We start from the raw sequence: 19813 nt of genomic DNA, 5'->3' as shown, positions 1-19813 counted from the left end.
TTTCGCGCTCTTGTTCTCGTCGACGCCACATTGCAGCGTTAACCTTGTCACAAAATAACGCTACGTATGGAGAACGCTATGGCACAGCCTATTATTCTCGATTGCGATCCGGGTCATGATGACGCCATTGCTCTCGTCCTCGCTCTTGCCTCCCCTGAACTGGACGTAAAAGCGGTTACCTCATCCGCCGGAAACCAGACGCCGGATAAAACTTTGCGCAACGTGCTGCGCATGCTGACCCTGCTCAAACGCACCGATATTCCTGTCGCCGGCGGTGCCGTGAAACCGCTGATGCGCGAGCTGATCATTGCGGATAACGTTCATGGCGAAAGTGGGCTGGACGGCCCTGACCTGCCGGAACCGGGCTTCGCACCACAAGACTGCACCGCCGTTGAGCTGATGGCGAAGGTGCTGCGCGAAAGTGCAGAACCCGTGACGCTGGTGGCTACAGGTCCGCAGACGAACGTGGCCTTGCTGCTTAACAGCCATCCAGAACTGCACGGTAAAATCGCCCGGATCGTCATCATGGGCGGCGCAATGGGGCTCGGAAACTGGACGCCAGCCGCGGAGTTCAATATCTATGTTGACCCTGAAGCCGCAGAGATCGTTTTCCAGTCCGGTCTGCCGATTGTGATGGCGGGGCTGGATGTGACGCATCGGGCCCAAATTATGGCAGACGATATTGAACGCTTCCGCTCTGTGGGTAATCCGGTGGCAACGACTGTGGCAGAACTGCTCGACTTCTTTATGGAGTACCACAAAGCCGAGAAATGGGGCTTCCATGGCGCACCGCTGCATGACCCGTGCACCATTGCCTGGCTGTTAAAACCTGAGATGTTTACCACGGTTGACCGCTGGGTTGGCGTGGAAACGCAGGGGAAATATACCCTGGGAATGACGGTGGTGGATTACTACTCGCTGACGGGGAATAAGCCGAATACTGCGGTGATGGTGGATATCGACCGGGAAGCGTTTGTAGATTTGCTGGCGGAAAGGCTGGCTTACTATAGTGCGGCCTGATGCCCTCACCCCAACCCTCTCCCACGGGGAGAGGGAGCAAACACTAAAAACGGCAACAGGGTTGCCGTTTTGCTTTTACCTAGGGCTCAAACGGCCGACGCTGGAACTGGTCGTGACCGCATTTCGGGCACAAGGGCAGCACCTCCGGCGTATACACCGCGATGTGGTGATGACATTTCTCACACACCAGATTTCCCAACCCTACCACTTCGCCGCTGTGGTACACACCGTGATGGTTCAAATCCTGAAACACCTCGCGCCACTCAAGCTGCGTTTTATCGGTGATATCCGCCAGCTCCTGCCACAGGCTCTCTTTGATCACCCGCATAAACACGCTGTCCGAGACCTCTTCCTGGCTCTCCTGATAGCTGCGCGCAAACTCTTCCAGGTCACGACGTACCGCACGCGTCACCTCTTCCACTTCGGTTCGCGTTAACTCACCCGTTTGCGTCACGCGGGCACGCGCCTGTTCGACCAGCGCATCAATATCACGCTCGCCGTTACGCAGCCGCTCCGTCAGTGTCGCCACCAGCTCGCGGTAAAATTGAGCAACCTTGTTCATCATTTTGCCTCCCGGGTAAGTAACTAACTCTAATAATAGACCTTATTTCACCGCCGCTTTGTCAGGTGAAGCACAGACCCGGTAAATTCCTGCAAAGTGCTTTTGTGCGAAAGGCTGTTTTGACGCGGACGTTTGGGCTATGCTATGCGGATCTGAATTACCACATCCATTGGCTACATTTGTAGCTGTATTAAAAACAGGACCACTGGCTGCCATGCAAGAGCAATACCGCCCGGAAGAGATAGAATCAAAAGTCCAGCAACACTGGGACGAGAAGCGCACCTTTGAAGTAACCGAAGACGAGAGCAAAGAGAAGTATTACTGCCTGTCGATGCTTCCCTATCCTTCTGGTCGACTACACATGGGCCACGTGCGTAACTACACCATTGGTGATGTGATCGCCCGTTACCAGCGTATGCTGGGCAAAAACGTGCTGCAGCCTATCGGCTGGGATGCGTTCGGCCTGCCGGCAGAAGGTGCAGCAGTAAAAAACAATACGGCACCGGCACCATGGACGTACGACAACATCGCGTACATGAAAAACCAGCTCAAAATGCTGGGCTTCGGCTATGACTGGAGCCGCGAGCTGGCGACCTGCACCCCGGAATATTACCGCTGGGAGCAGAAATTCTTCACTGAGCTGTACAAAAAAGGCCTGGTGTACAAGAAGACGTCTGCGGTTAACTGGTGCCCAAATGACCAGACCGTTCTGGCGAACGAGCAGGTTATCGACGGCTGCTGCTGGCGCTGTGACACCAAAGTTGAGCGTAAAGAGATCCCGCAGTGGTTTATCAAAATCACCGCTTACGCTGACGAACTGCTGAACGATCTGGATAAACTGGATCACTGGCCTGACACCGTTAAGACCATGCAGCGCAACTGGATCGGCCGTTCTGAAGGTGTGGAAATTACCTTCAACGTTGAGAACTACGACCAAACGCTGACCGTCTACACTACCCGTCCGGACACCTTTATGGGGGCGACCTATCTGGCCGTGGCCGCAGGTCACCCGCTGGCGCAGAAAGCGGCAGAGAACAATCCGGAACTGGCAACTTTCATCGACGAATGCCGCAACACCAAAGTGGCTGAAGCCGACATGGCGACGATGGAGAAAAAAGGCGTTGATACCGGCTTTAAAGCGATTCACCCGCTGACGGGTGAAGCTATTCCTGTCTGGGCGGCGAACTTTGTGCTGATGGAATACGGCACCGGTGCGGTGATGGCCGTTCCGGGACACGATCAGCGCGACTACGAGTTTGCCACCAAATATGGCCTGACCATTAAGCCGGTGATCCTGGCCGCAGACGGTTCTGAACCCGACCTGTCTGAGCAGGCATTGACCGAAAAAGGCACCCTGTTCAACTCCGGCGAATTTAGCGGACTGAGCTTCGAAGAGGGCTTCAATGCCATCGCTGACAAGCTGGCCTCGCTGGGCGTAGGTGAGCGTAAAGTCAACTTCCGTCTGCGCGACTGGGGCGTTTCCCGTCAGCGTTACTGGGGCGCGCCAATTCCAATGGTGACCCTTGAAGACGGCACCGTGATGCCGACGCCAGAAGATCAACTGCCGGTGATCCTGCCGGAAGATGTGGTCATGGACGGCATCACCAGCCCGATCAAAGCCGATCCTGAGTGGGCGAAAACCACCGTTAACGGCCAGCCTGCGCTGCGTGAAACCGACACCTTTGACACCTTTATGGAGTCTTCCTGGTATTACGCACGCTACACCTGTCCTCAGTATCAGGAAGGCATGCTGGATTCTGACGCGGCCAACTACTGGCTGCCGGTAGACATCTACATCGGTGGCATCGAACACGCCATCATGCACCTGCTCTACTTCCGCTTCTTCCATAAGCTGATGCGCGATGCTGGCATGGTGAATTCTGACGAACCAGCCAAACAGCTGCTGTGTCAGGGCATGGTGCTGGCTGATGCCTTCTACTACGTTGGCGCGAACGGCGAGCGTAACTGGGTGTCTCCGGTGGACGCGATCGTAGAGCGCGACGAGAAAGGCCGTATCGTGAAGGCGACAGACGCTGAAGGTCATGAGCTGGTTTATACCGGCATGAGCAAGATGTCCAAGTCGAAAAACAACGGTATCGACCCGCAGGTGATGGTTGAGCGTTACGGTGCAGATACCGTGCGTCTGTTCATGATGTTTGCCTCTCCGGCTGACATGACGCTGGAGTGGCAGGAATCCGGTGTTGAAGGCGCGAACCGCTTCCTGAAACGCGTCTGGAAACTGGTTTACGAACATACCGCACAGGGTGATGCTCCGGCGCTGAACGCTGCTGCCCTGACGGAAGATCAGCAGGCGCTGCGTCGTGATGTTCATAAAACAATTGCAAAAGTCACCGATGATATTGGTCGTCGTCAGACCTTCAATACCGCAATTGCGGCTATTATGGAACTGATGAACAAGCTGGCGAAAGCCCCGCAGGATGGCGAGCAGGATCGTGCCTTAATGCGTGAAGCGCTGCTGGCCGTCGTTCGCATGCTGAACCCGTTCACGCCACACGTCAGCTTTACTCTGTGGCAGGAACTGAAAGGCGAAGGCGATATCGACAACGCGCCGTGGCCGGTTGCGGACGAAGCAGCAATGGTGGAAAACACCACGCTGGTGGTAGTCCAGGTCAACGGCAAAGTGCGCGGTAAAATTACCGTGGCGGTCGACGCAACCGAAGAACAGGTTCGCGAGCGTGCAGGCCAGGAACCTCTGGTCGCGAAATATCTTGAGGGCATTACCGTACGTAAAGTGATCTACGTACCCGGTAAACTGCTCAATCTGGTCGTTGGCTAAGCGCGGGAGGAAACGTGCGACAACTGGCAACAATACTCTTATCACTGGCGGTGCTTGTCACCGCTGGCTGTGGCTGGCACCTGCGCAATACCACGGCAGTGCCTGCTGAGATGAAAACGATGATTTTCGACTCATCAGATCCGAATGGCCCATTCAGCCGGGCAGTTCGTAACCAGCTGCGCCTGAACGGTGTCGAACTCATTGAGAAAGACACGCTGCGCCAGGATGTACCGTCTCTCCGCGTTCTGGGGACGACCCTGAGCAAAGATACAGCGTCTATCTTCCAGGATGGCCGTACCGCAGAGTATCAGATGGTAATGACTGTTAACGCAGCCGTGCTGATCCCGGGTAAAGACATCTATCCGATCAGCACAAAAGTGTACCGTTCGTTCTTTGATAACCCGCAAACGGCGCTGGCGAAAGATGCCGAACAGCAGATTATCATCAACGAAATGTACGACAAGGCAGCGGAACAGCTGATCCGTAAACTGCCAGGTATTGCCGCGTCGACAAAAGAAGGCTCTGACATTATTGAAAAACCGGATGCCAGTACGCCCCCGGTTTCTACCTCTATGGGTAACTGATGATCAGGCTGTATCCTGAACAACTCCGCGCGCAGCTCAATGAAGGGCTGCGCGCGGCGTATCTGCTGCTTGGAAACGATCCCTTACTGCTGCAGGAAAGCCTGGATGCCGTGCGACATACTGCAGGTGCTCAGGGCTTTGATGAACACCATACCGTCCAGGTGGATAACAATACCGACTGGGACGCCCTCTTCTCACTCTGTCAGGCGATGAGCCTTTTCGCGTCGCGTCAGACAATTCAGATCCTGCTGCCAGAAAACGGCCCTAACGCGGCCATCAATGAGCAGCTTGCCACTCTGGTGAGCCTGTTACACAGCGATCTGCTGTTAATTGTCCGCGGCAATAAGCTCACCAAAGCGCAGGAAAATGCCGCGTGGTTCACTCAACTGGCGACCCACGCGGTGCTGGTTACCTGTCAGACACCTGAGCAGGCGCATCTGCCAAAATGGGTGGCCGCAAGAGCAAAGCAGAACAACCTTCAGCTGGATGATGCGGCAAATCAACTGCTCTGCTACTGCTATGAGGGTAACCTCCTGGCGCTGGCACAGGCGCTGGACAGACTCTCCCTGCTCTGGCCGGATGGCAAACTGACACTCCCCCGCGTCGAGCAGGCCGTTAATGACGCCGCGCACTTCACGCCGTTCCACTGGGTGGATGCATTGCTGGCCGCGAAAAGTAAACGCGCCCTGCATATCCTTCAGCAGCTGCGCCTGGAAGGCAGCGAGCCCGTTATTCTGCTGCGTACGCTGCAGCGTGAACTGTTGCTGCTGATTACGCTCAAGCGACAGTCTGCCCATACGCCGCTGCGCGCGCTGTTTGATAAACACCGGGTATGGCAAAATCGCCGCGCAATGACCACCGAGGCCGTCAACCGCCTGAGCCATGAACAGCTTCGTCAGGCCGTGCAGCTTCTGATGCGCGCTGAGCTCACCCTAAAACAAGATTACGGCCAGTCGGTCTGGGCGGAGCTGGAAAGCCTTTCCCTGCTGCTCTGCCACAAGGCGCTGGCTGACGTATTTATTGATGGATAGTATGCACTCTTTACAGGCCCTGTATGGCGGCACCTTTGACCCGGTACACTACGGGCATCTTAAGCCGGTGGAAATCCTGGCGAATTTGATCGGCCTGCAGCGCGTCACCATTATGCCCAATAACGTTCCGCCGCACCGCCCTCAGCCTGAGGCAACCAGCGAGCAGCGAAAAGAGATGCTAACGCTTGCCATTGCGGATAAACCGCTTTTCAGGCTTGATGAACGGGAATTGCGTCGCGACACCCCCTCGTGGACGTCGCAAACGCTGCAGGAGTGGCGAGCTGAGCAAGGGCCTGACCAGCCGCTGGCGTTTATCATTGGTCAGGATTCTCTGCTCAACTTTCCTGGGTGGCACAAGTATGAAACCATTCTGGAGAACAGCCACCTGCTCGTTTGCCGCCGCCCAGGCTATCCGCTGACCATGCGTGAAGAGCAGTATCAGCAGTGGCTTGAAGACCATCTTACCGATAACGTAGAGGATCTTCACAACCAGCCCGCCGGGAAGATTTATCTGGCGGAAACCCCGTGGTTCGATATCTCCGCCACCCTTATTCGTGAGCGTTTACAACACGGTTTAACGTGTGACGATCTGCTGCCTGCCCCGGTGCTGGCGTATATTCATACGCACGGGTTGTATCAGAAAAGCGCAGATGTTTAGTCAGGCGTCATAAAAAGCGGCTTATTGATTCTCCTGCCTTGACAGGTTAAGCCATACTGTTATCCTCCGCTGCCAGACTTTCCCGCCAGTCATTGCTTTACAGAAATTGTTTTACAAAAATGGCGATGCAATCTCTGGCAGAGGGTGGGATGATACCCGCCTTCAAAATCCCGGCCGGTGACATTTGTCCCGACAAGGGCGCCAGTTCAGGTATACTGTCTGGCTACAAATTCATAGTTGCACCATCTTATTCACCCAGGGGGAAAACTTGCAGGGTAAAGCACTCCAGGATTTTGTTATCGACAAAATTGATGACCTGAAAGGTCAGGACATCATCGCTATCGACGTTAAGGGTAAATCCAGTATCACCGACTGCATGATTATCTGCACCGGGACGTCTACGCGTCATGTTGTTTCGATTGCCGACCATGTGGTTCAGGAATCGCGTGCAGCAGGACTGTTACCGCTTGGCGTTGAAGGTGAAGCGACCGCTGACTGGGTGGTGGTTGACCTCGGCGATGTGATTGTCCATGTCATGCAGGAAGAGAGCCGTCGCCTGTATGAGCTGGAAAAACTCTGGGGTTAATGCGTGAAGTTGCAGCTGGTCGCCGTCGGCACCAAAATGCCGGACTGGGTACAAACCGGTTTTACTGAATATCTGCGTCGTTTTCCAAAAGACATGCCGTTCGAACTGGTGGAGATCCCTGCCGGGAAGCGCGGTAAGAACGCGGATATTAAACGCATTCTCGATAAAGAGGGCGAACTGATGCTGGCTGCCGCTGGCAAGAACCGCATCGTCACCCTCGATATTCCGGGTAAACCCTGGGATACGCCGCAGCTGGCGCACGAACTGGAGCGCTGGAAGCAGGATGGCCGTGACGTTAGTCTACTGATTGGCGGACCTGAAGGGTTGTCCCCTGCCTGCAAAGCGGCAGCAGAACAAAGTTGGTCTCTCTCCGCGCTGACGCTGCCCCACCCGCTCGTTCGGGTCCTGGTGGCAGAAAGTCTGTATCGCGCGTGGAGCATTACTACCAACCACCCCTATCACCGCGAGTAATGACTGACCAGGGTAGATTAAGCAGCGGATGAAACTACAGAATTCTTTTCGCGACTATACGGCTGAGTCCGCGCTGTTTGTGCGCAGGGCACTGGTCGCCTTTACGGGGATTTTGCTGCTTACCGGCGTGCTGATCGCCAACCTTTATAATCTGCAAATCGTCCGCTTTACCGATTACCAGACGCGTTCAAACGAAAACCGCATTAAGCTGGTGCCTATCGCGCCCAGCCGCGGCATTATCTACGACCGTAACGGCACCCCTCTGGCGCTAAACCGCACCATCTATCAAATCGAGATGATGCCGGAAAAGGTCGATAATGTTCAGGACACGCTGGAGGCGCTAAGAAGCGTTGTCGATCTCAACGATGACGATATCGCAGCCTTCAAAAAAGAGCGCGCCCGTTCCCACCGCTTTACCTCCATTCCGGTGAAAACCAATCTGACGGAAGTTCAGGTGGCCCGTTTTGCGGTGAACCAGTACCGCTTCCCCGGCGTGGAAGTGAAGGGTTACAAACGTCGCTACTATCCTTACGGCTCCGCGCTGACGCACGTCATTGGCTACGTTTCCAAGATTAACGACAAAGACGTTGACCGCCTTGATAAAGACGGCAAGCTGGCGAACTATGCCGCGACGCACGATATCGGCAAGCTCGGGATCGAACGCTACTACGAAGATGTCCTGCATGGACAAACCGGCTATGAAGAGGTTGAGGTTAACAACCGTGGCCGCGTCATTCGACAGCTGAAAGAAGTTCCGCCTCAGGCGGGGCATGACGTCTATCTGACGCTCGACCTCAAACTGCAGCAGTATATTGAAACCCTGCTGGCGGGCAGTCGCGCCGCCGTCGTGGTTACCGATCCGCGTACCGGGGGAATTCTGGCTATGGTGTCCATGCCTAGCTATGACCCGAACCTCTTTGTTGACGGCATCTCCAGTAAAGACTATTCCGGCCTGCTGAATGATCCCAATACGCCGCTGGTAAACCGCGCCACGCAAGGCGTTTACCCGCCGGCATCTACGGTGAAACCGTATGTGGCGGTCTCGGCGCTGAGTGCGGGTGTCATCAACCGTAATACCAGCCTGTTTGACCCGGGCTGGTGGCAGCTACCCGGGTCTGAAAAACGCTATCGCGACTGGAAAAAATGGGGCCACGGCCATCTGAACGTGACCAAATCTCTGGAAGAGTCAGCGGATACCTTCTTCTATCAGGTCGCCTATGACATGGGGATTGACCGCCTGTCAGAATGGATGAGCAAGTTCGGCTACGGGCACTACACCGGCGTCGACCTTTCAGAAGAGCGCTCCGGCAACATGCCGACGCGCGAGTGGAAGCTGAAGCGCTTTAAGAAGCCGTGGTATCAGGGTGATACCATTCCGGTGGGTATCGGCCAGGGCTACTGGACCGCAACGCCGATTCAGATGAACAAAGCGATGATGATCCTCATTAACGATGGCGTGGTCAAAGTCCCGCATCTGCTGCAAAGCACCGTTGAAGACGGCAAAAAGGTGCCGTGGGTACAGCCCCATGAAGCGCCCGTGGGTGACATTCATTCCGGCTTCTGGGAAATCGCGAAAGACGGTATGTACGGCGTAGCAAACCGTCCGAACGGTACCGCGCACAAATATTTCGCCGGAACGCCGTATAAAGTGGCTGCAAAATCCGGTACAGCGCAGGTCTTTGGCCTGAAAGCCAACGAAACCTACAACGCACACCGCATTGCTGAACGTCTGCGTGACCATAAGCTCATGACGGCATTTGCCCCTTACGATAACCCGCAGGTGGCGGTGGCGATGATTCTGGAAAACGGCGGCGCTGGCCCGGCGGTAGGGACCATCATGCGCCAAATCCTCGACCACATTATGCTGGGTGATAACAACACCGAACTGCCGGCTGAAAACCCGGCCGCCGCTGCGGCGGAGGACCAATAATCATGACGGATAATCCAAACAAAAAATCGTTGTGGGATAAAATCCACATCGACCCAGCCATGCTGCTGATCCTGCTGGCTCTGCTGGTTTACAGCGCCCTGGTTATCTGGAGCGCCAGTGGTCAGGACATCGGTATGATGGAACGCAAAATCGGCCAGATCGCGATGGGTCTGGTCATCATGGTGGTGATGGCGCAGATCCCACCGCGCGTCTATGAAGGCTGGGCGCCCTATCTCTATATCTTCTGTATTATTTTGCTGGTGGCAGTAGACGCGTTCGGCGCCATCTCAAAAGGGGCTCAGCGCTGGCTGGATCTGGGCGTTGTTCGTTTCCAGCCCTCGGAGATTGCCAAAATTGCCGTCCCCCTGATGGTGGCGCGCTTTATCAACCGTGATGTCTGTCCGCCGTCGCTGAAAAACACCGCGATCGCGCTGGTGCTGATCTTCCTGCCGACGCTGCTGGTTGCTGCGCAGCCTGACCTCGGCACCTCGATCCTTATCGCGCTCTCCGGTCTGTTTGTCCTTTTCCTGTCGGGCTTAAGCTGGCGTCTGATTGGTATCGCTGTGGTGCTGATTGCGGCGTTTATCCCTATCCTCTGGTTCTTCCTGATGCATGATTACCAGCGCCAGCGCGTTATGATGCTTCTCGACCCGGAAACTGACCCGCTCGGTGCGGGCTATCATATTATTCAGTCCAAGATTGCGATTGGCTCCGGCGGCCTGCGCGGTAAAGGCTGGCTGCACGGTACCCAGTCGCAGCTGGAATTTTTACCGGAACGCCACACCGACTTTATCTTTGCGGTACTGGCTGAAGAGCTGGGGCTGGTTGGTATCCTGATTTTGCTCGCGCTCTACGTGCTGCTGATCATGCGAGGATTGTGGATTGCCGCCCGGGCGCAAACCACCTTCGGCCGCGTCATGGCAGGCGGATTGATGCTGATTTTATTCGTTTATGTCTTCGTAAATATTGGTATGGTGAGTGGTATTCTGCCGGTAGTAGGCGTACCGCTGCCGCTGGTCAGTTACGGAGGCTCGGCACTGATCGTGTTGATGGCCGGGTTTGGGATCGTGATGTCGATCCATACCCACAGAAAAATGTTGTCAAAAAGCGTTTAAAAATAAGGGGATCGGAATGCGTAAGCAGTGGCTGGGGATCTGCATCGCGGCAAGTTTACTTGCGGCCTGCACAAGTGATGATGGTCAGCAACAGGCAACCGTCGCGCCGCCGCAGCCTGCGGTGTGTAATGGTCCGATCGTTGAAATCAGTGGGGCCGATCCCGTTTATGAACCGCTGAATGCCAGCGCGAATCAGGATTACGAGCGCGACGGCAAAAGCTACAAAATCGTGCAGGACCCTTCCCGCTTCAGCCAGGCGGGCTTTGCTGCCATTTATGATGCAGAACCGGGCAGTAACCTCACGGCATCCGGTGAAACATTTGACCCCATGCAGCTCACTGCCGCGCACCCAACGCTGCCGATTCCAAGCTACGCGCGTATCACTAACCTGGCTAATGGTCGCATGATCGTCGTGCGTATTAATGACCGTGGTCCGTATGGTAATGACCGGGTGATTTCTCTGTCCCGCGCGTCTGCCGATCGCCTGAACACGTCGAACAACACCAAAGTTCGCATTGACCCGATTATCGTGGCGCAGGATGGTTCGATGTCCGGGCCGGGTACCGCCTGTACGACGGTGGCGAAGCAGACCTATGCCCTGCCAGACCGCCCAAATCTTGACGGCGGAATGGGTAGCGTCTCTTCTCCGGCAGAGCCTTCTCAGCCGGCGGGAGAAATACGTCCAATCAGCAATGATACGCTGCAAAGCGATGATTCCACTGGTGCACCGGTAAAAAGTAGCGGCTTTTTAGGCGCACCGACGACCTTAGCGACGGGCGTGCTGGAAGGCAGTGAGCCGACGCCAGCCCCGGTTGCGGCGCCGGTAACAGCGCCAGCGACCACGCAAAGCGCGGCAGCCGCTGCGCCAGCAGCAGCCAGCGGCGGCTTTGTCGTTCAGGTGGGGGCAGTGAGCGATCAGGCCCGAGCCCAACAGTATCAACAGCGTCTAAGCCAGCAGTTTGGCGTACCTGGACGCGTTGAGCAGAACGGCGCGGTCTGGCGTATTCAGATGGGGCCTTTTGCCAGTAAATCGCAGGCAGCGTCTCTGCAACAGCGTTTGCAGAGCGAAGCACAACTGCAGTCCTTCGTCACTGTTGCAAAATAATTAATCGGCGGTATCCGAAATGTCAGTTTGTGTAAAACGCATTCACAAACTCATGCTTAAAGTCGGATGCCTGCCTGAATAGCATTTGCTATAGTAAGGCACTTTTTTTAATTCCATCACGGATGTCGTAGTTCTGACCATGAAGACCACTTTTTCTGCTCGTTTTGTGCAGCGCATGGCGCTGACCACGGCCCTTTGCGCAGCAGCACTCTCTGCTGCTCATGCCGATGACCTGAATATCAAGACCATGATCCCTGGCGTTCCGCAAATCGACGCGGAATCCTACATCCTGATCGATTACAACTCTGGCAAAGTTCTGGCAGAACAGAACGCCGATGCCCGCCGTGACCCGGCCAGCCTGACCAAAATGATGACCAGCTATGTTATCGGCCAGGCCATGAAAGCCGGTAAATTCAAAGAAACGGATCTGGTCACCATTGGTAACGATGCGTGGGCAACCGGGAACCCTGTGTTCAAAGGTTCTTCTCTGATGTTCCTGAAGCCCGGTATGCAGGTTCCGGTTTCCCAGTTAATCCGGGGTATTAACCTGCAGTCAGGTAACGATGCCTGCGTAGCAATGGCTGATTTCGCCGCCGGTAGCCAGGATGCCTTCGTCGGCCTGATGAACAGCTACGTCACCGCGCTGGGTCTGAAAAACAGCCATTTCCAGACCGTACACGGCCTGGATGCAGACGGTCAGTACAGCTCCGCACGTGATATGGCACTGATTGGTCAAGCCCTGATCCGCGACGTACCGAACGAATACTCCATCTATAAAGAGAAAGAGTTTACCTTCAACGGTATTCGCCAGACCAACCGTAACGGCCTGCTGTGGGATAACAGCCTGAACGTTGACGGTATCAAAACAGGTCATACCGATAAAGCCGGTTACAACCTGGTGGCCTCTGCCACTGAAGGCCAGATGCGTCTGATCTCTGCCGTGATGGGCGGTCGAACCTTTAAAGGTCGTGAAACCGAAAGCAAGAAACTGCTGACCTGGGGCTTCCGTTTCTTCGAAACCGTGAATCCGCTGAAAGCAGGCAAAGAGTTCGCGTCTGAGCCAGTGTGGTTCGGCGACAACGACCGTGCTTCCCTCGGCGTGGATAAAGATCTGTACCTGACCATTCCACGCGGTCGTATGAAGGATCTGAAGGCCAGCTACGTCCTGAACAGCACCGAACTGCATGCCCCGCTGCAGAAAAATCAGGTCGTGGGTACCATCAACTTCCAGCTGGATGGCAAGACTATCGATCAGCGTCCGCTGGTTGTTCTGCAGGAAATTCCTGAAGGCAATTTCTTCGGCAAAATCATTGATTACATTAAATTGATGTTCCATCACTGGTTTGGCTAAAAATCGAACACTTGAAAGTGTGATTTTGATCCCCATATACTAAGTATCCTGATAACTCCCACCTGACGTGGGAGTTATTCTTTTTGACGTTACGCCGGAGCTGACATGAAAACCAAACTTAACGAACTGCTTGAATTCCCTACCCCATTTACCTATAAAGTAATGGGTCTGGCGAAACCTGAGCTGGTTGATCAGGTGGTTGAAGTGGTACAGCGCCATGCGCCCGGTGATTACTCTCCGTCAGTAAAACCAAGCAGCAAGGGCAACTACCACTCGGTTTCTATTACTATCACCGCGACCCATATCGAACAGGTTGAGACGCTCTACGAAGAACTCGGCAATATCGAAATTGTGCGTATGGTGCTGTAGTCCCTTTGCGGTTACCCGGCTTACCGGGTAACCCCTCTCCCCCGCTGTGATATACTCCCCCTCATCATTGGTTCCTCGTCTTCGGAGACGCTGTTTTGTATCAGGATAAAATTCTGGTCCGTCATCTCGGGCTGCAACCTTATGAGCCTGTCTCCCAGGCTATGCATGACTTCACCGATTCACGGGATGACACGACCCTTGATGAAATTTGGCTGGTTGAACACCTGCCGGTATTTACCCAGGGTCAGGCCGGTAAAGCGGAACATTTATTAATGACGGGCGATATCCCGGTGATCCAGAGCGATCGGGGTGGACAAGTGACTTATCACGGCCCGGGCCAGCAGGTGATGTACGTCCTGCTTAATCTGAAGCGCAGAAAGCTTGGCGTGCGTGAGCTGGTGACGTTGCTGGAACAAACCGTCGTCAACACGCTGGCGGAATATGGTATTGACGCGCATCCGCGGGCTGATGCACCAGGCGTCTACGTTGGCGAAATGAAGATCTGCTCGCTGGGGCTACGTATTCGAAAAGGCTGTTCCTTCCATGGTCTGGCGTTGAATATTAATATGGATCTGACGCCTTTCCAGCGCATAAATCCCTGCGGCTACGCCGGTATGGAAATGACGCAGATGCGCCAGTGGGTAGATACCGCCACGCCAGATAATATACGCCCAGTTCTTCTGAAGAATGTGTTAGCGCTACTTAACAATCCACCGCATGAATATATCCCTGCTTAATATATCATACAGGGGAGCCCGTTAATTTGACGGGCAACTATTTATTTACCGCTTTTACGCTTTACAATAATCCGCAGATTCTATATTTTCGAAGCGCCCGAATATTGCCGTTACATATTATTTAGCCTCCGGACAGCACGGCATACACAGGCTAAGTAACGTGAGTGATAATCACACAACTGTTTGTTTTTGATAAACAAGTGAAACAAAACCAACACTTTACGAATCTCTACAAGCATAATAAATAAATTCAACTATCATTCATGTTGTGAATGTATACGGAGTGAAAGCGTGGAGTCTACTAATTTACCAGCCAAACGACTGAATGAACCCAGTGGCGAAGACAAGCCACAAATTTTTCGGACTTTACGTAATATTGATCTCAATTTACTGACTATTTTTGAGGCAGTATATGTCCATAAGGGTATCGTTAACGCTGCGAAAATTCTTAATCTCACGCCATCGGCAATAAGTCAGTCGATTCAAAAGCTACGCGCTATATTTCCTGACCCGTTATTTATCCGTAAAGGCCAGGGCGTCACGCCGACGGCCTATGCGACCCACCTCCACGAATACATCAGCCAGGGGCTGGAGTCGATTCTGGGTGCGCTGGATTTAACCGGGAGCTATGACAAACAAAGAACGATCACCATCGGCTGCTCTCCTTCAGTGGGCGTGCTGGTCATGCCCGCCATCTACCAGGCCGTGAAAGAGCATGCTCCCCAGCTTCTGTTGCGCAATGTGCCACTCAACGAACCTGACGTTCAGCTTGCCCAGTTCCAGACGGATCTGGTTATTGAGAGCGGCAGCTTCAGCGCCAGAGCGCTGGGGCAAAACGTGCTTTATGCCGATAATCTGGTTTTGGTTTGCCGCCAGCAGCATCCCGCGCTCAGCGAGCCGTTAACCATTGAGAACCTGCGCAATTACGACCACTCGTCTTTCATGACCGAAGGGCAGTCCAACCATGGTCTGCGCCAGCGCATTGATGAAATTTTCCCGGAACGTCAGATCAGTTTCAGCAGTTACAATATGTTTACCACCGCCTCCCTGATTGGCAGCAGCGATATGCTGTGCATCATGCCTTCACGCCTGTATTACCTGCTGCGGAAATGCTGGTCGCTGGAGAGTATTCCGCTCAGCCAGCTCAATGCGGAATCTATCGAGATTTCACTGCATTACAACAAACTCAGTTTGCGCGATCCGGTACTGGAAAACGTCATCCGCATTATCCGTCAGGCCTTCTGACAGCGAGTGTCAGCACAAGCCCCTGCCACAAGCAGGGCGAAAGGCACAAAACAACAACTATTTTACAAATTGGCGACGTGGCAGGCTGCTTTCATGGCCGTTTCAATGATATACTGCCTGTCGTTCGTTCAAAAATAGTTGATAAATACAACATTCCCTTGAATTGAAACGCTTTCCTTCGATATTCGCAACTGGAACACGCACGCTATGAGTAAACCCATTGTGATGGAACGCGGTGTTAAATACCGCGATGCCGATAAAATGGCCCTTATCCCGGTTAAAAACGTGGCTACCGAGCGCGAGGCGCTGTTAAGAAAACCGGAATGGATGAAAATCAAACTTCCGGCTGACTCTTCGCGTATCCAGGGGATCAAAGCGGCGATGCGCAAGAATGGCCTTCACTCCGTCTGTGAAGAAGCGTCTTGCCCTAACCTTGCTGAATGTTTCAATCACGGCACCGCGACGTTTATGATTCTGGGTGCCATCTGTACCCGCCGCTGCCCATTCTGTGACGTTGCTCATGGCCGCCCGGTCGCGCCCGATGCTAACGAGCCGCAAAAACTGGCGCAAACCATCGCTGACATGGCGCTGCGTTATGTGGTCATCACATCCGTTGACCGTGACGATCTGCGCGATGGTGGAGCTCAGCACTTCGCTGACTGCATTACTGCTATTCGCGAGAAAAGCCCGAACATTAAAATCGAGACGCTGGTTCCTGACTTCCGCGGCCGTATGGACCGTGCGCTGGACATCCTGACCGCGACGCCGCCAGATGTGTTTAACCACAACCTGGAGAACGTGCCGCGTCTTTATCGTCAGGTACGACCGGGTGCGGATTACAACTGGTCTCTGAAGCTGCTGGAGCGCTTTAAAGAAGCCCATCCGCATATCCCTACCAAGTCAGGTCTGATGGTCGGTCTGGGTGAAACTAATGACGAAATCATCGAAGTGATGCGCGATCTGCGCCGCCACGGTGTGACCATGCTGACGCTGGGCCAGTATCTGCAGCCAAGCCGTCACCATCTGCCGGTACAGCGCTACGTCAGCCCGGATGAGTTTGATGAGATGAAAGCCGAAGCGCTGGCGATGGGCTTTACCCACGCAGCATGCGGTCCGTTTGTTCGCTCTTCTTACCATGCTGACATGCAGGCAAAAGGCGAAGAAGTCAAATAGTGCTGTAATATCCATTTACAGTAATGCAAAAAAACCGGCCTGATGAGCCGGTTTTTTTTCGCAAGCCCTCAGGCATTGCTATTACTCTTTGTGAGAAAGCTTCTCTGCCGGGATGTCCTCAGCGCTTTTCTTCGCGGCTGCATCATCGTCGTTCATCGCTTTCTTAAAGCCTTTGATGGCAGCCCCCAGGTCACCACCCAGCGTGCGTAACTTCTTGGTACCAAACAGCAGGACGACCAGTGCGGCAACCACCAGCAGTTTGGTAATACTAATCTCACCCATAGATACCTTCTTTACATAAAACAGGCTGCATTCAGCGCCAAAACCTGACTGTATTAACGGTCATTTGGCGCGTGCACACAATAGCAATCTGTAACAAGGTGAATCAAGCATTGTTGAAAAAAACATCACATTAATTGCGGTGGCGCAAAGCGTCGGTTACGAAGAACAGGTAATTGCTGACGCGCAAGCGCAATTCTTTCTAAAAATATCTTCGTCATCAGCAGCACCGGCGCTTCCGCTGCTGCGGCAACCGTGACTCCCAGTGGATCAACTACCCTGCTCTGCCCGATATTTTTATTGCCACACTCCCCGGAAGCAACGACATAGCAGGTCGTGTCCAGCGCGCGCGCCGCAAGCAGCGTTGCCCAATGCTGCTCTTTCAGCGGTCCCTTAACCCATGCAGCAGGCAATACCAGCACGTCTGCCCCTTGCAGGGCCAGATGCAATGCCAGCTCAGGAAAACGCAGGTCGTAGCAGGTCATTAACCCAACCTTAAACCCGTCAATATCAATTAACGGCGCAACGCGGTCACCAGGGTCAACACGCCGTGACTCCTGAATGCTGAACGCATCATAAAGATGAAGCTTGGCATAGCGCGCGATAATCACGCCATCACGGATAGCCACCAGCGTATTTACGGCGCGCCCCGGCGCTGAAGGAACGTGCACTGTTAAGATGGTCGTCATCGCGTTACCCACGCTCTCGGTGAGCAACGGCTGTAAAAAATCGCCATCAAGCGGCTGCGCGGACTTCACGGACAGATCCGGGTCATTATCATCCCTTGCCAGCAGCGCTTCCGGGAGAACCAACAGCGACGCGCCCTTCTGCCGGGCCTGTGTCATCAGGTTCACGCATTGTAGTGCATTAACCTGCCAGTCAGGCGTGACTGCAAACTGCCCTACCGCCACATACATATTTGTCCCCTCATCATAAACAGCGTTAAACTCGCTACTCTTACACATCAAATAGCAGGTATTTAGCGTGTTACAACTCCTTTTGGCTGTTTTTATTGGTGGAGGCACAGGGAGCGTTGCGAGATGGTTCCTGAGTATGCGGTTTAACCCCCTGCACCAGGCGATTCCCATGGGGACACTGGCTGCCAACCTGATTGGTGCTTTTATCATTGGTATGGGGCTGGCCTGGTTTAACCGGATGACACACATCGATCCCATGTGGAAGGTCCTGATTACCACCGGGTTCTGTGGCGGTTTAACGACTTTCTCAACCTTTTCTGCGGAAACGGTTTTTCTCTTTCAGGAAGGCCGTATCGGCTGGGCGCTGGTGAATATCGCGATCAACATGCTTGGATCCTTCGCGATGACGGGGATCGCATTTTGGCTATTTTCCTCAGTAAGCACGCATTAACCGTCGGGGCGTTAATGTTGGCTTAATTTTTCTCTGTCACTCTGGAGGCCATACTGAACGAGGGTGACAGAATGAAACAGAATCTGATGAGCGCAGGAATGGTGTTGTTGAGCGTACTGATCGTTGCCAGCTTCCTGAAAATGTACCTGCTTGGCTGATTCATAACGAAAAAAACCCGCTCAATGAGCGGGTTTTGAAATTCTTGCTGACGCGTCTGAATTACAGAGCGATTACGTTAGCAGCAGAAGGGCCTTTGGCACCGTTAGTGATTTCGAACTCTACGCGCTGACCTTCAGCCAGAGTTTTGAAACCATTAGACTGGATTGCAGAGAAGTGTACGAACACATCTTTGCTGCCATCTTCAGGAGTAATGAAACCGAATCCTTTGGACTCATTAAACCACTTAACGTTACCTTTAATCTTAGACATCAAAATTACCTTTACATTAAAAAACGACACAAATGCTGTGTCGGTTACCAGTACAACAATTGTGGGACCTTTTGTCCAGCGGATCTTTGACAAAAAGTGACTAAAGTCGCGTTAATTTTCACTGGCAGATTTTTATCGCTTAGGAATCAATGCCTGCGCGTTTTTTCACCAGCTGGTAACCTTTTTTCAGTCAAAACTGAAAACGCATCCAGGCGAAGTAAACGTTACCGTTGTTGTACGTCCCGGGGATGTAGGTCATCTGGAACGTTGCCGGGCCATAGCCAATCGAGGCCAAAGGCAGCAGCACGGGGATCGGAATGTAGTTCCAGTTATCACGCGCCGTCACTCCTGCGGTATAACCTAACCCGACGTGGAAATTCTCGTCCGCCAGCGGGCGCCACGTTTTCTCCCAGCCGTAACCCCCAATCGGTTCCCATTTATTAAACGAGTCTTTAAAGGCCATCAGATAGATGCCGTGCCAGTTTCCTTTCTCATCCCAGCGTGACTGACCAAAACCAGCCCCCCACGGGCGCTCGTTGTATTTATCTGTTTTCTCTTTGTCATAAGCAAAGCGCGCATGCCACGTTATTGCCGGTACATAGAGATCATAATGTTCAGGTGCTGACCAGGTCTGCGAAACATTATCCGTAAAAGTAGAGAACCAGCCTTTATTCGTCGCGTTGTCTTCTGCCTGTGCAACAGATGAAAACGTTAACTGACCAAAAATAAACAATAAAAGAGAGAAAAAAGTATTACGTAAGCTCACAATGCAATTACCATTCTTAATATTCGAAGCAAAGTTTACCACACAATAGTTGAACCATGTCTTAACGGCATCAGCACTACTCCTAAATATCAGGCCTCTTTTCGGGAATATTCTTAAGGCAGCGTTCAGGCTGGCCCAAATAAACCTACAATATGTATGACTATAACATTTTCATCCATCCCGATTAACAGGCCGTAAAACACATAATTTTAACATTTTGTTATCATTAAAGAGACA

21 protein-coding genes are annotated in these 19813 nt (G+C 53.4%); 16 read left to right on the top strand and 5 right to left on the bottom strand.

All coding sequences use genetic code 11. The features are described 5' to 3' along the window. Positions 1 to 78: 78 nt before the first annotated feature. On the top strand, positions 79 to 1020 hold the full coding sequence (rihA, locus tag A4308_RS10090) for a pyrimidine-specific ribonucleoside hydrolase RihA (RefSeq protein WP_045281610.1): 942 nt from the start codon (positions 79 to 81) through the stop codon (positions 1018 to 1020). 79 nt (positions 1021 to 1099) lie between these two features. Here the strand turns inward: rihA and A4308_RS10085 are convergent, their stop codons facing one another. Then, positions 1100 to 1582, bottom strand: a complete 483-nt coding sequence (locus A4308_RS10085; protein ID WP_014882999.1) for a zinc ribbon-containing protein — start codon at positions 1580 to 1582, stop codon at positions 1100 to 1102. Positions 1583 to 1796: 214 nt separating this feature from the next. On the opposite strand from A4308_RS10085, the gene leuS reads away from it, so the two are divergent. The 14 genes from leuS (at position 1797) to lipA (ending at position 16734) form a co-directional block, all read left to right on the top strand. Further along, on the top strand, positions 1797 to 4379 hold the full coding sequence (gene leuS / locus A4308_RS10080) for a leucine--tRNA ligase (protein ID WP_045281611.1): 2583 nt from the start codon (positions 1797 to 1799) through the stop codon (positions 4377 to 4379). Between the two features lie 14 nt (positions 4380 to 4393). Then, a complete protein-coding gene (gene lptE, locus A4308_RS10075; RefSeq protein WP_014882997.1) occupies positions 4394 to 4963 on the top strand; it encodes an LPS assembly lipoprotein LptE in 570 nt (189 codons plus the stop codon). After that, on the top strand, positions 4963 to 5994 hold the full coding sequence (gene holA, locus A4308_RS10070; RefSeq protein WP_023332393.1) for a DNA polymerase III subunit delta: 1032 nt from the start codon (positions 4963 to 4965) through the stop codon (positions 5992 to 5994). The genes lptE and holA overlap by 1 nt, the downstream gene beginning before the upstream one ends. Beyond that, entirely contained in the window at positions 5987 to 6652 is a 666-nt protein-coding gene (nadD, locus tag A4308_RS10065) for a nicotinate-nucleotide adenylyltransferase (protein WP_032645220.1), read from the top strand. Before holA ends, nadD begins: the two co-directional genes overlap by 8 nt. A gap of 268 nt (positions 6653 to 6920) precedes the next feature. Beyond that, a complete protein-coding gene (gene rsfS / locus A4308_RS10060) occupies positions 6921 to 7238 on the top strand; it encodes a ribosome silencing factor (RefSeq protein ID WP_003858696.1) in 318 nt (105 codons plus the stop codon). 3 nt (positions 7239 to 7241) lie between these two features. Further along, positions 7242 to 7709 carry a 23S rRNA (pseudouridine(1915)-N(3))-methyltransferase RlmH gene (rlmH, locus tag A4308_RS10055; protein WP_003858701.1) on the top strand — a complete coding sequence of 156 codons (468 nt, stop codon included), beginning with the start codon at positions 7242 to 7244 and terminating at the stop codon, positions 7707 to 7709. Between the two features lie 28 nt (positions 7710 to 7737). After that, positions 7738 to 9639 (top strand): peptidoglycan DD-transpeptidase MrdA, encoded by a 1902-nt coding sequence (gene mrdA / locus A4308_RS10050; protein ID WP_014882994.1) that lies wholly within the window; start codon positions 7738 to 7740, stop codon positions 9637 to 9639. A 2-nt stretch (positions 9640 to 9641) separates the two neighbouring features. Beyond that, on the top strand, positions 9642 to 10754 hold the full coding sequence (gene mrdB, locus A4308_RS10045; protein ID WP_014882993.1) for a peptidoglycan glycosyltransferase MrdB: 1113 nt from the start codon (positions 9642 to 9644) through the stop codon (positions 10752 to 10754). Between the two features lie 16 nt (positions 10755 to 10770). Further along, entirely contained in the window at positions 10771 to 11859 is a 1089-nt protein-coding gene (gene rlpA, locus A4308_RS10040) for an endolytic peptidoglycan transglycosylase RlpA (protein WP_045281612.1), read from the top strand. Positions 11860 to 11998: 139 nt separating this feature from the next. After that, positions 11999 to 13210 carry a D-alanyl-D-alanine carboxypeptidase DacA gene (dacA, locus tag A4308_RS10035; RefSeq protein WP_014882991.1) on the top strand — a complete coding sequence of 404 codons (1212 nt, stop codon included), beginning with the start codon at positions 11999 to 12001 and terminating at the stop codon, positions 13208 to 13210. 105 nt (positions 13211 to 13315) lie between these two features. Further along, positions 13316 to 13579, top strand: coding sequence for a DUF493 family protein YbeD (gene ybeD, locus A4308_RS10030; protein ID WP_003858718.1), 264 nt, complete (start codon positions 13316 to 13318; stop codon positions 13577 to 13579). Between the two features lie 95 nt (positions 13580 to 13674). Further along, on the top strand, positions 13675 to 14316 hold the full coding sequence (gene lipB, locus A4308_RS10025) for a lipoyl(octanoyl) transferase LipB (RefSeq protein ID WP_045281613.1): 642 nt from the start codon (positions 13675 to 13677) through the stop codon (positions 14314 to 14316). Positions 14317 to 14607: 291 nt separating this feature from the next. Further along, entirely contained in the window at positions 14608 to 15561 is a 954-nt protein-coding gene (locus tag A4308_RS10020; protein ID WP_045281614.1) for a YbeF family transcriptional regulator, read from the top strand. Between the two features lie 207 nt (positions 15562 to 15768). Next, entirely contained in the window at positions 15769 to 16734 is a 966-nt protein-coding gene (gene lipA / locus A4308_RS10015; RefSeq protein WP_008501032.1) for a lipoyl synthase, read from the top strand. Between the two features lie 81 nt (positions 16735 to 16815). Here lipA and tatE read toward each other — a convergent pair whose 3' ends face one another. Together tatE and A4308_RS10005 are read right to left on the bottom strand one after the other, a co-directional pair. Continuing rightward, positions 16816 to 17016, bottom strand: coding sequence for a twin-arginine translocase subunit TatE (gene tatE / locus A4308_RS10010; protein WP_014882988.1), 201 nt, complete (start codon positions 17014 to 17016; stop codon positions 16816 to 16818). Between the two features lie 125 nt (positions 17017 to 17141). Further along, positions 17142 to 17930 carry a deaminated glutathione amidase gene (locus A4308_RS10005; protein WP_045281615.1) on the bottom strand — a complete coding sequence of 263 codons (789 nt, stop codon included), beginning with the start codon at positions 17928 to 17930 and terminating at the stop codon, positions 17142 to 17144. Between the two features lie 67 nt (positions 17931 to 17997). Here A4308_RS10005 and crcB point away from each other — a divergent pair, with 67 nt between their 5' ends. Continuing rightward, positions 17998 to 18381 carry a fluoride efflux transporter CrcB gene (gene crcB / locus A4308_RS10000; RefSeq protein ID WP_014882986.1) on the top strand — a complete coding sequence of 128 codons (384 nt, stop codon included), beginning with the start codon at positions 17998 to 18000 and terminating at the stop codon, positions 18379 to 18381. 219 nt (positions 18382 to 18600) lie between these two features. Here the strand turns inward: crcB and cspE are convergent, their stop codons facing one another. Continuing rightward, entirely contained in the window at positions 18601 to 18810 is a 210-nt protein-coding gene (gene cspE / locus A4308_RS09995; protein ID WP_002439184.1) for a transcription antiterminator/RNA stability regulator CspE, read from the bottom strand. A gap of 190 nt (positions 18811 to 19000) precedes the next feature. After that, a complete protein-coding gene (gene pagP, locus A4308_RS09990) occupies positions 19001 to 19576 on the bottom strand; it encodes a lipid IV(A) palmitoyltransferase PagP (protein ID WP_014882985.1) in 576 nt (191 codons plus the stop codon). Positions 19577 to 19813 lie beyond the last annotated feature (237 nt).

The organism is Enterobacter sp. ODB01 (assembly GCF_001623605.1).
GTDB lineage: Bacteria > Pseudomonadota > Gammaproteobacteria > Enterobacterales > Enterobacteriaceae > Enterobacter > Enterobacter kobei.
This window is presented reverse-complemented; position numbering and strand designations above follow the sequence as displayed.

Bases quoted from the DNA above. Each gene is read 5' to 3' on its own strand.
- mrdA (WP_014882994.1), top strand. From the start codon at position 7,738: ATGAAACTACAGAATTCTTTTCGCGACTATACGGCTGAGTCCGCGCTG.
- rihA (WP_045281610.1), top strand. From the start codon at position 79: ATGGCACAGCCTATTATTCTCGATTGCGATCCGGGTCATGATGACGCC.
- cspE (WP_002439184.1), bottom strand. From the start codon at position 18,810: ATGTCTAAGATTAAAGGTAACGTTAAGTGGTTTAATGAGTCCAAAGGA.
- mrdB (WP_014882993.1), top strand. From the start codon at position 9,642: ATGACGGATAATCCAAACAAAAAATCGTTGTGGGATAAAATCCACATC.
- A4308_RS10085 (WP_014882999.1), bottom strand. From the start codon at position 1,582: ATGAACAAGGTTGCTCAATTTTACCGCGAGCTGGTGGCGACACTGACG.
- lipA (WP_008501032.1), top strand. From the start codon at position 15,769: ATGAGTAAACCCATTGTGATGGAACGCGGTGTTAAATACCGCGATGCC.
- nadD (WP_032645220.1), top strand. From the start codon at position 5,987: ATGGATAGTATGCACTCTTTACAGGCCCTGTATGGCGGCACCTTTGAC.
- tatE (WP_014882988.1), bottom strand. From the start codon at position 17,016: ATGGGTGAGATTAGTATTACCAAACTGCTGGTGGTTGCCGCACTGGTC.
- holA (WP_023332393.1), top strand. From the start codon at position 4,963: ATGATCAGGCTGTATCCTGAACAACTCCGCGCGCAGCTCAATGAAGGG.
- leuS (WP_045281611.1), top strand. From the start codon at position 1,797: ATGCAAGAGCAATACCGCCCGGAAGAGATAGAATCAAAAGTCCAGCAA.
- rlpA (WP_045281612.1), top strand. From the start codon at position 10,771: ATGCGTAAGCAGTGGCTGGGGATCTGCATCGCGGCAAGTTTACTTGCG.
- ybeD (WP_003858718.1), top strand. From the start codon at position 13,316: ATGAAAACCAAACTTAACGAACTGCTTGAATTCCCTACCCCATTTACC.
- dacA (WP_014882991.1), top strand. From the start codon at position 11,999: ATGAAGACCACTTTTTCTGCTCGTTTTGTGCAGCGCATGGCGCTGACC.
- A4308_RS10005 (WP_045281615.1), bottom strand. From the start codon at position 17,930: ATGTATGTGGCGGTAGGGCAGTTTGCAGTCACGCCTGACTGGCAGGTT.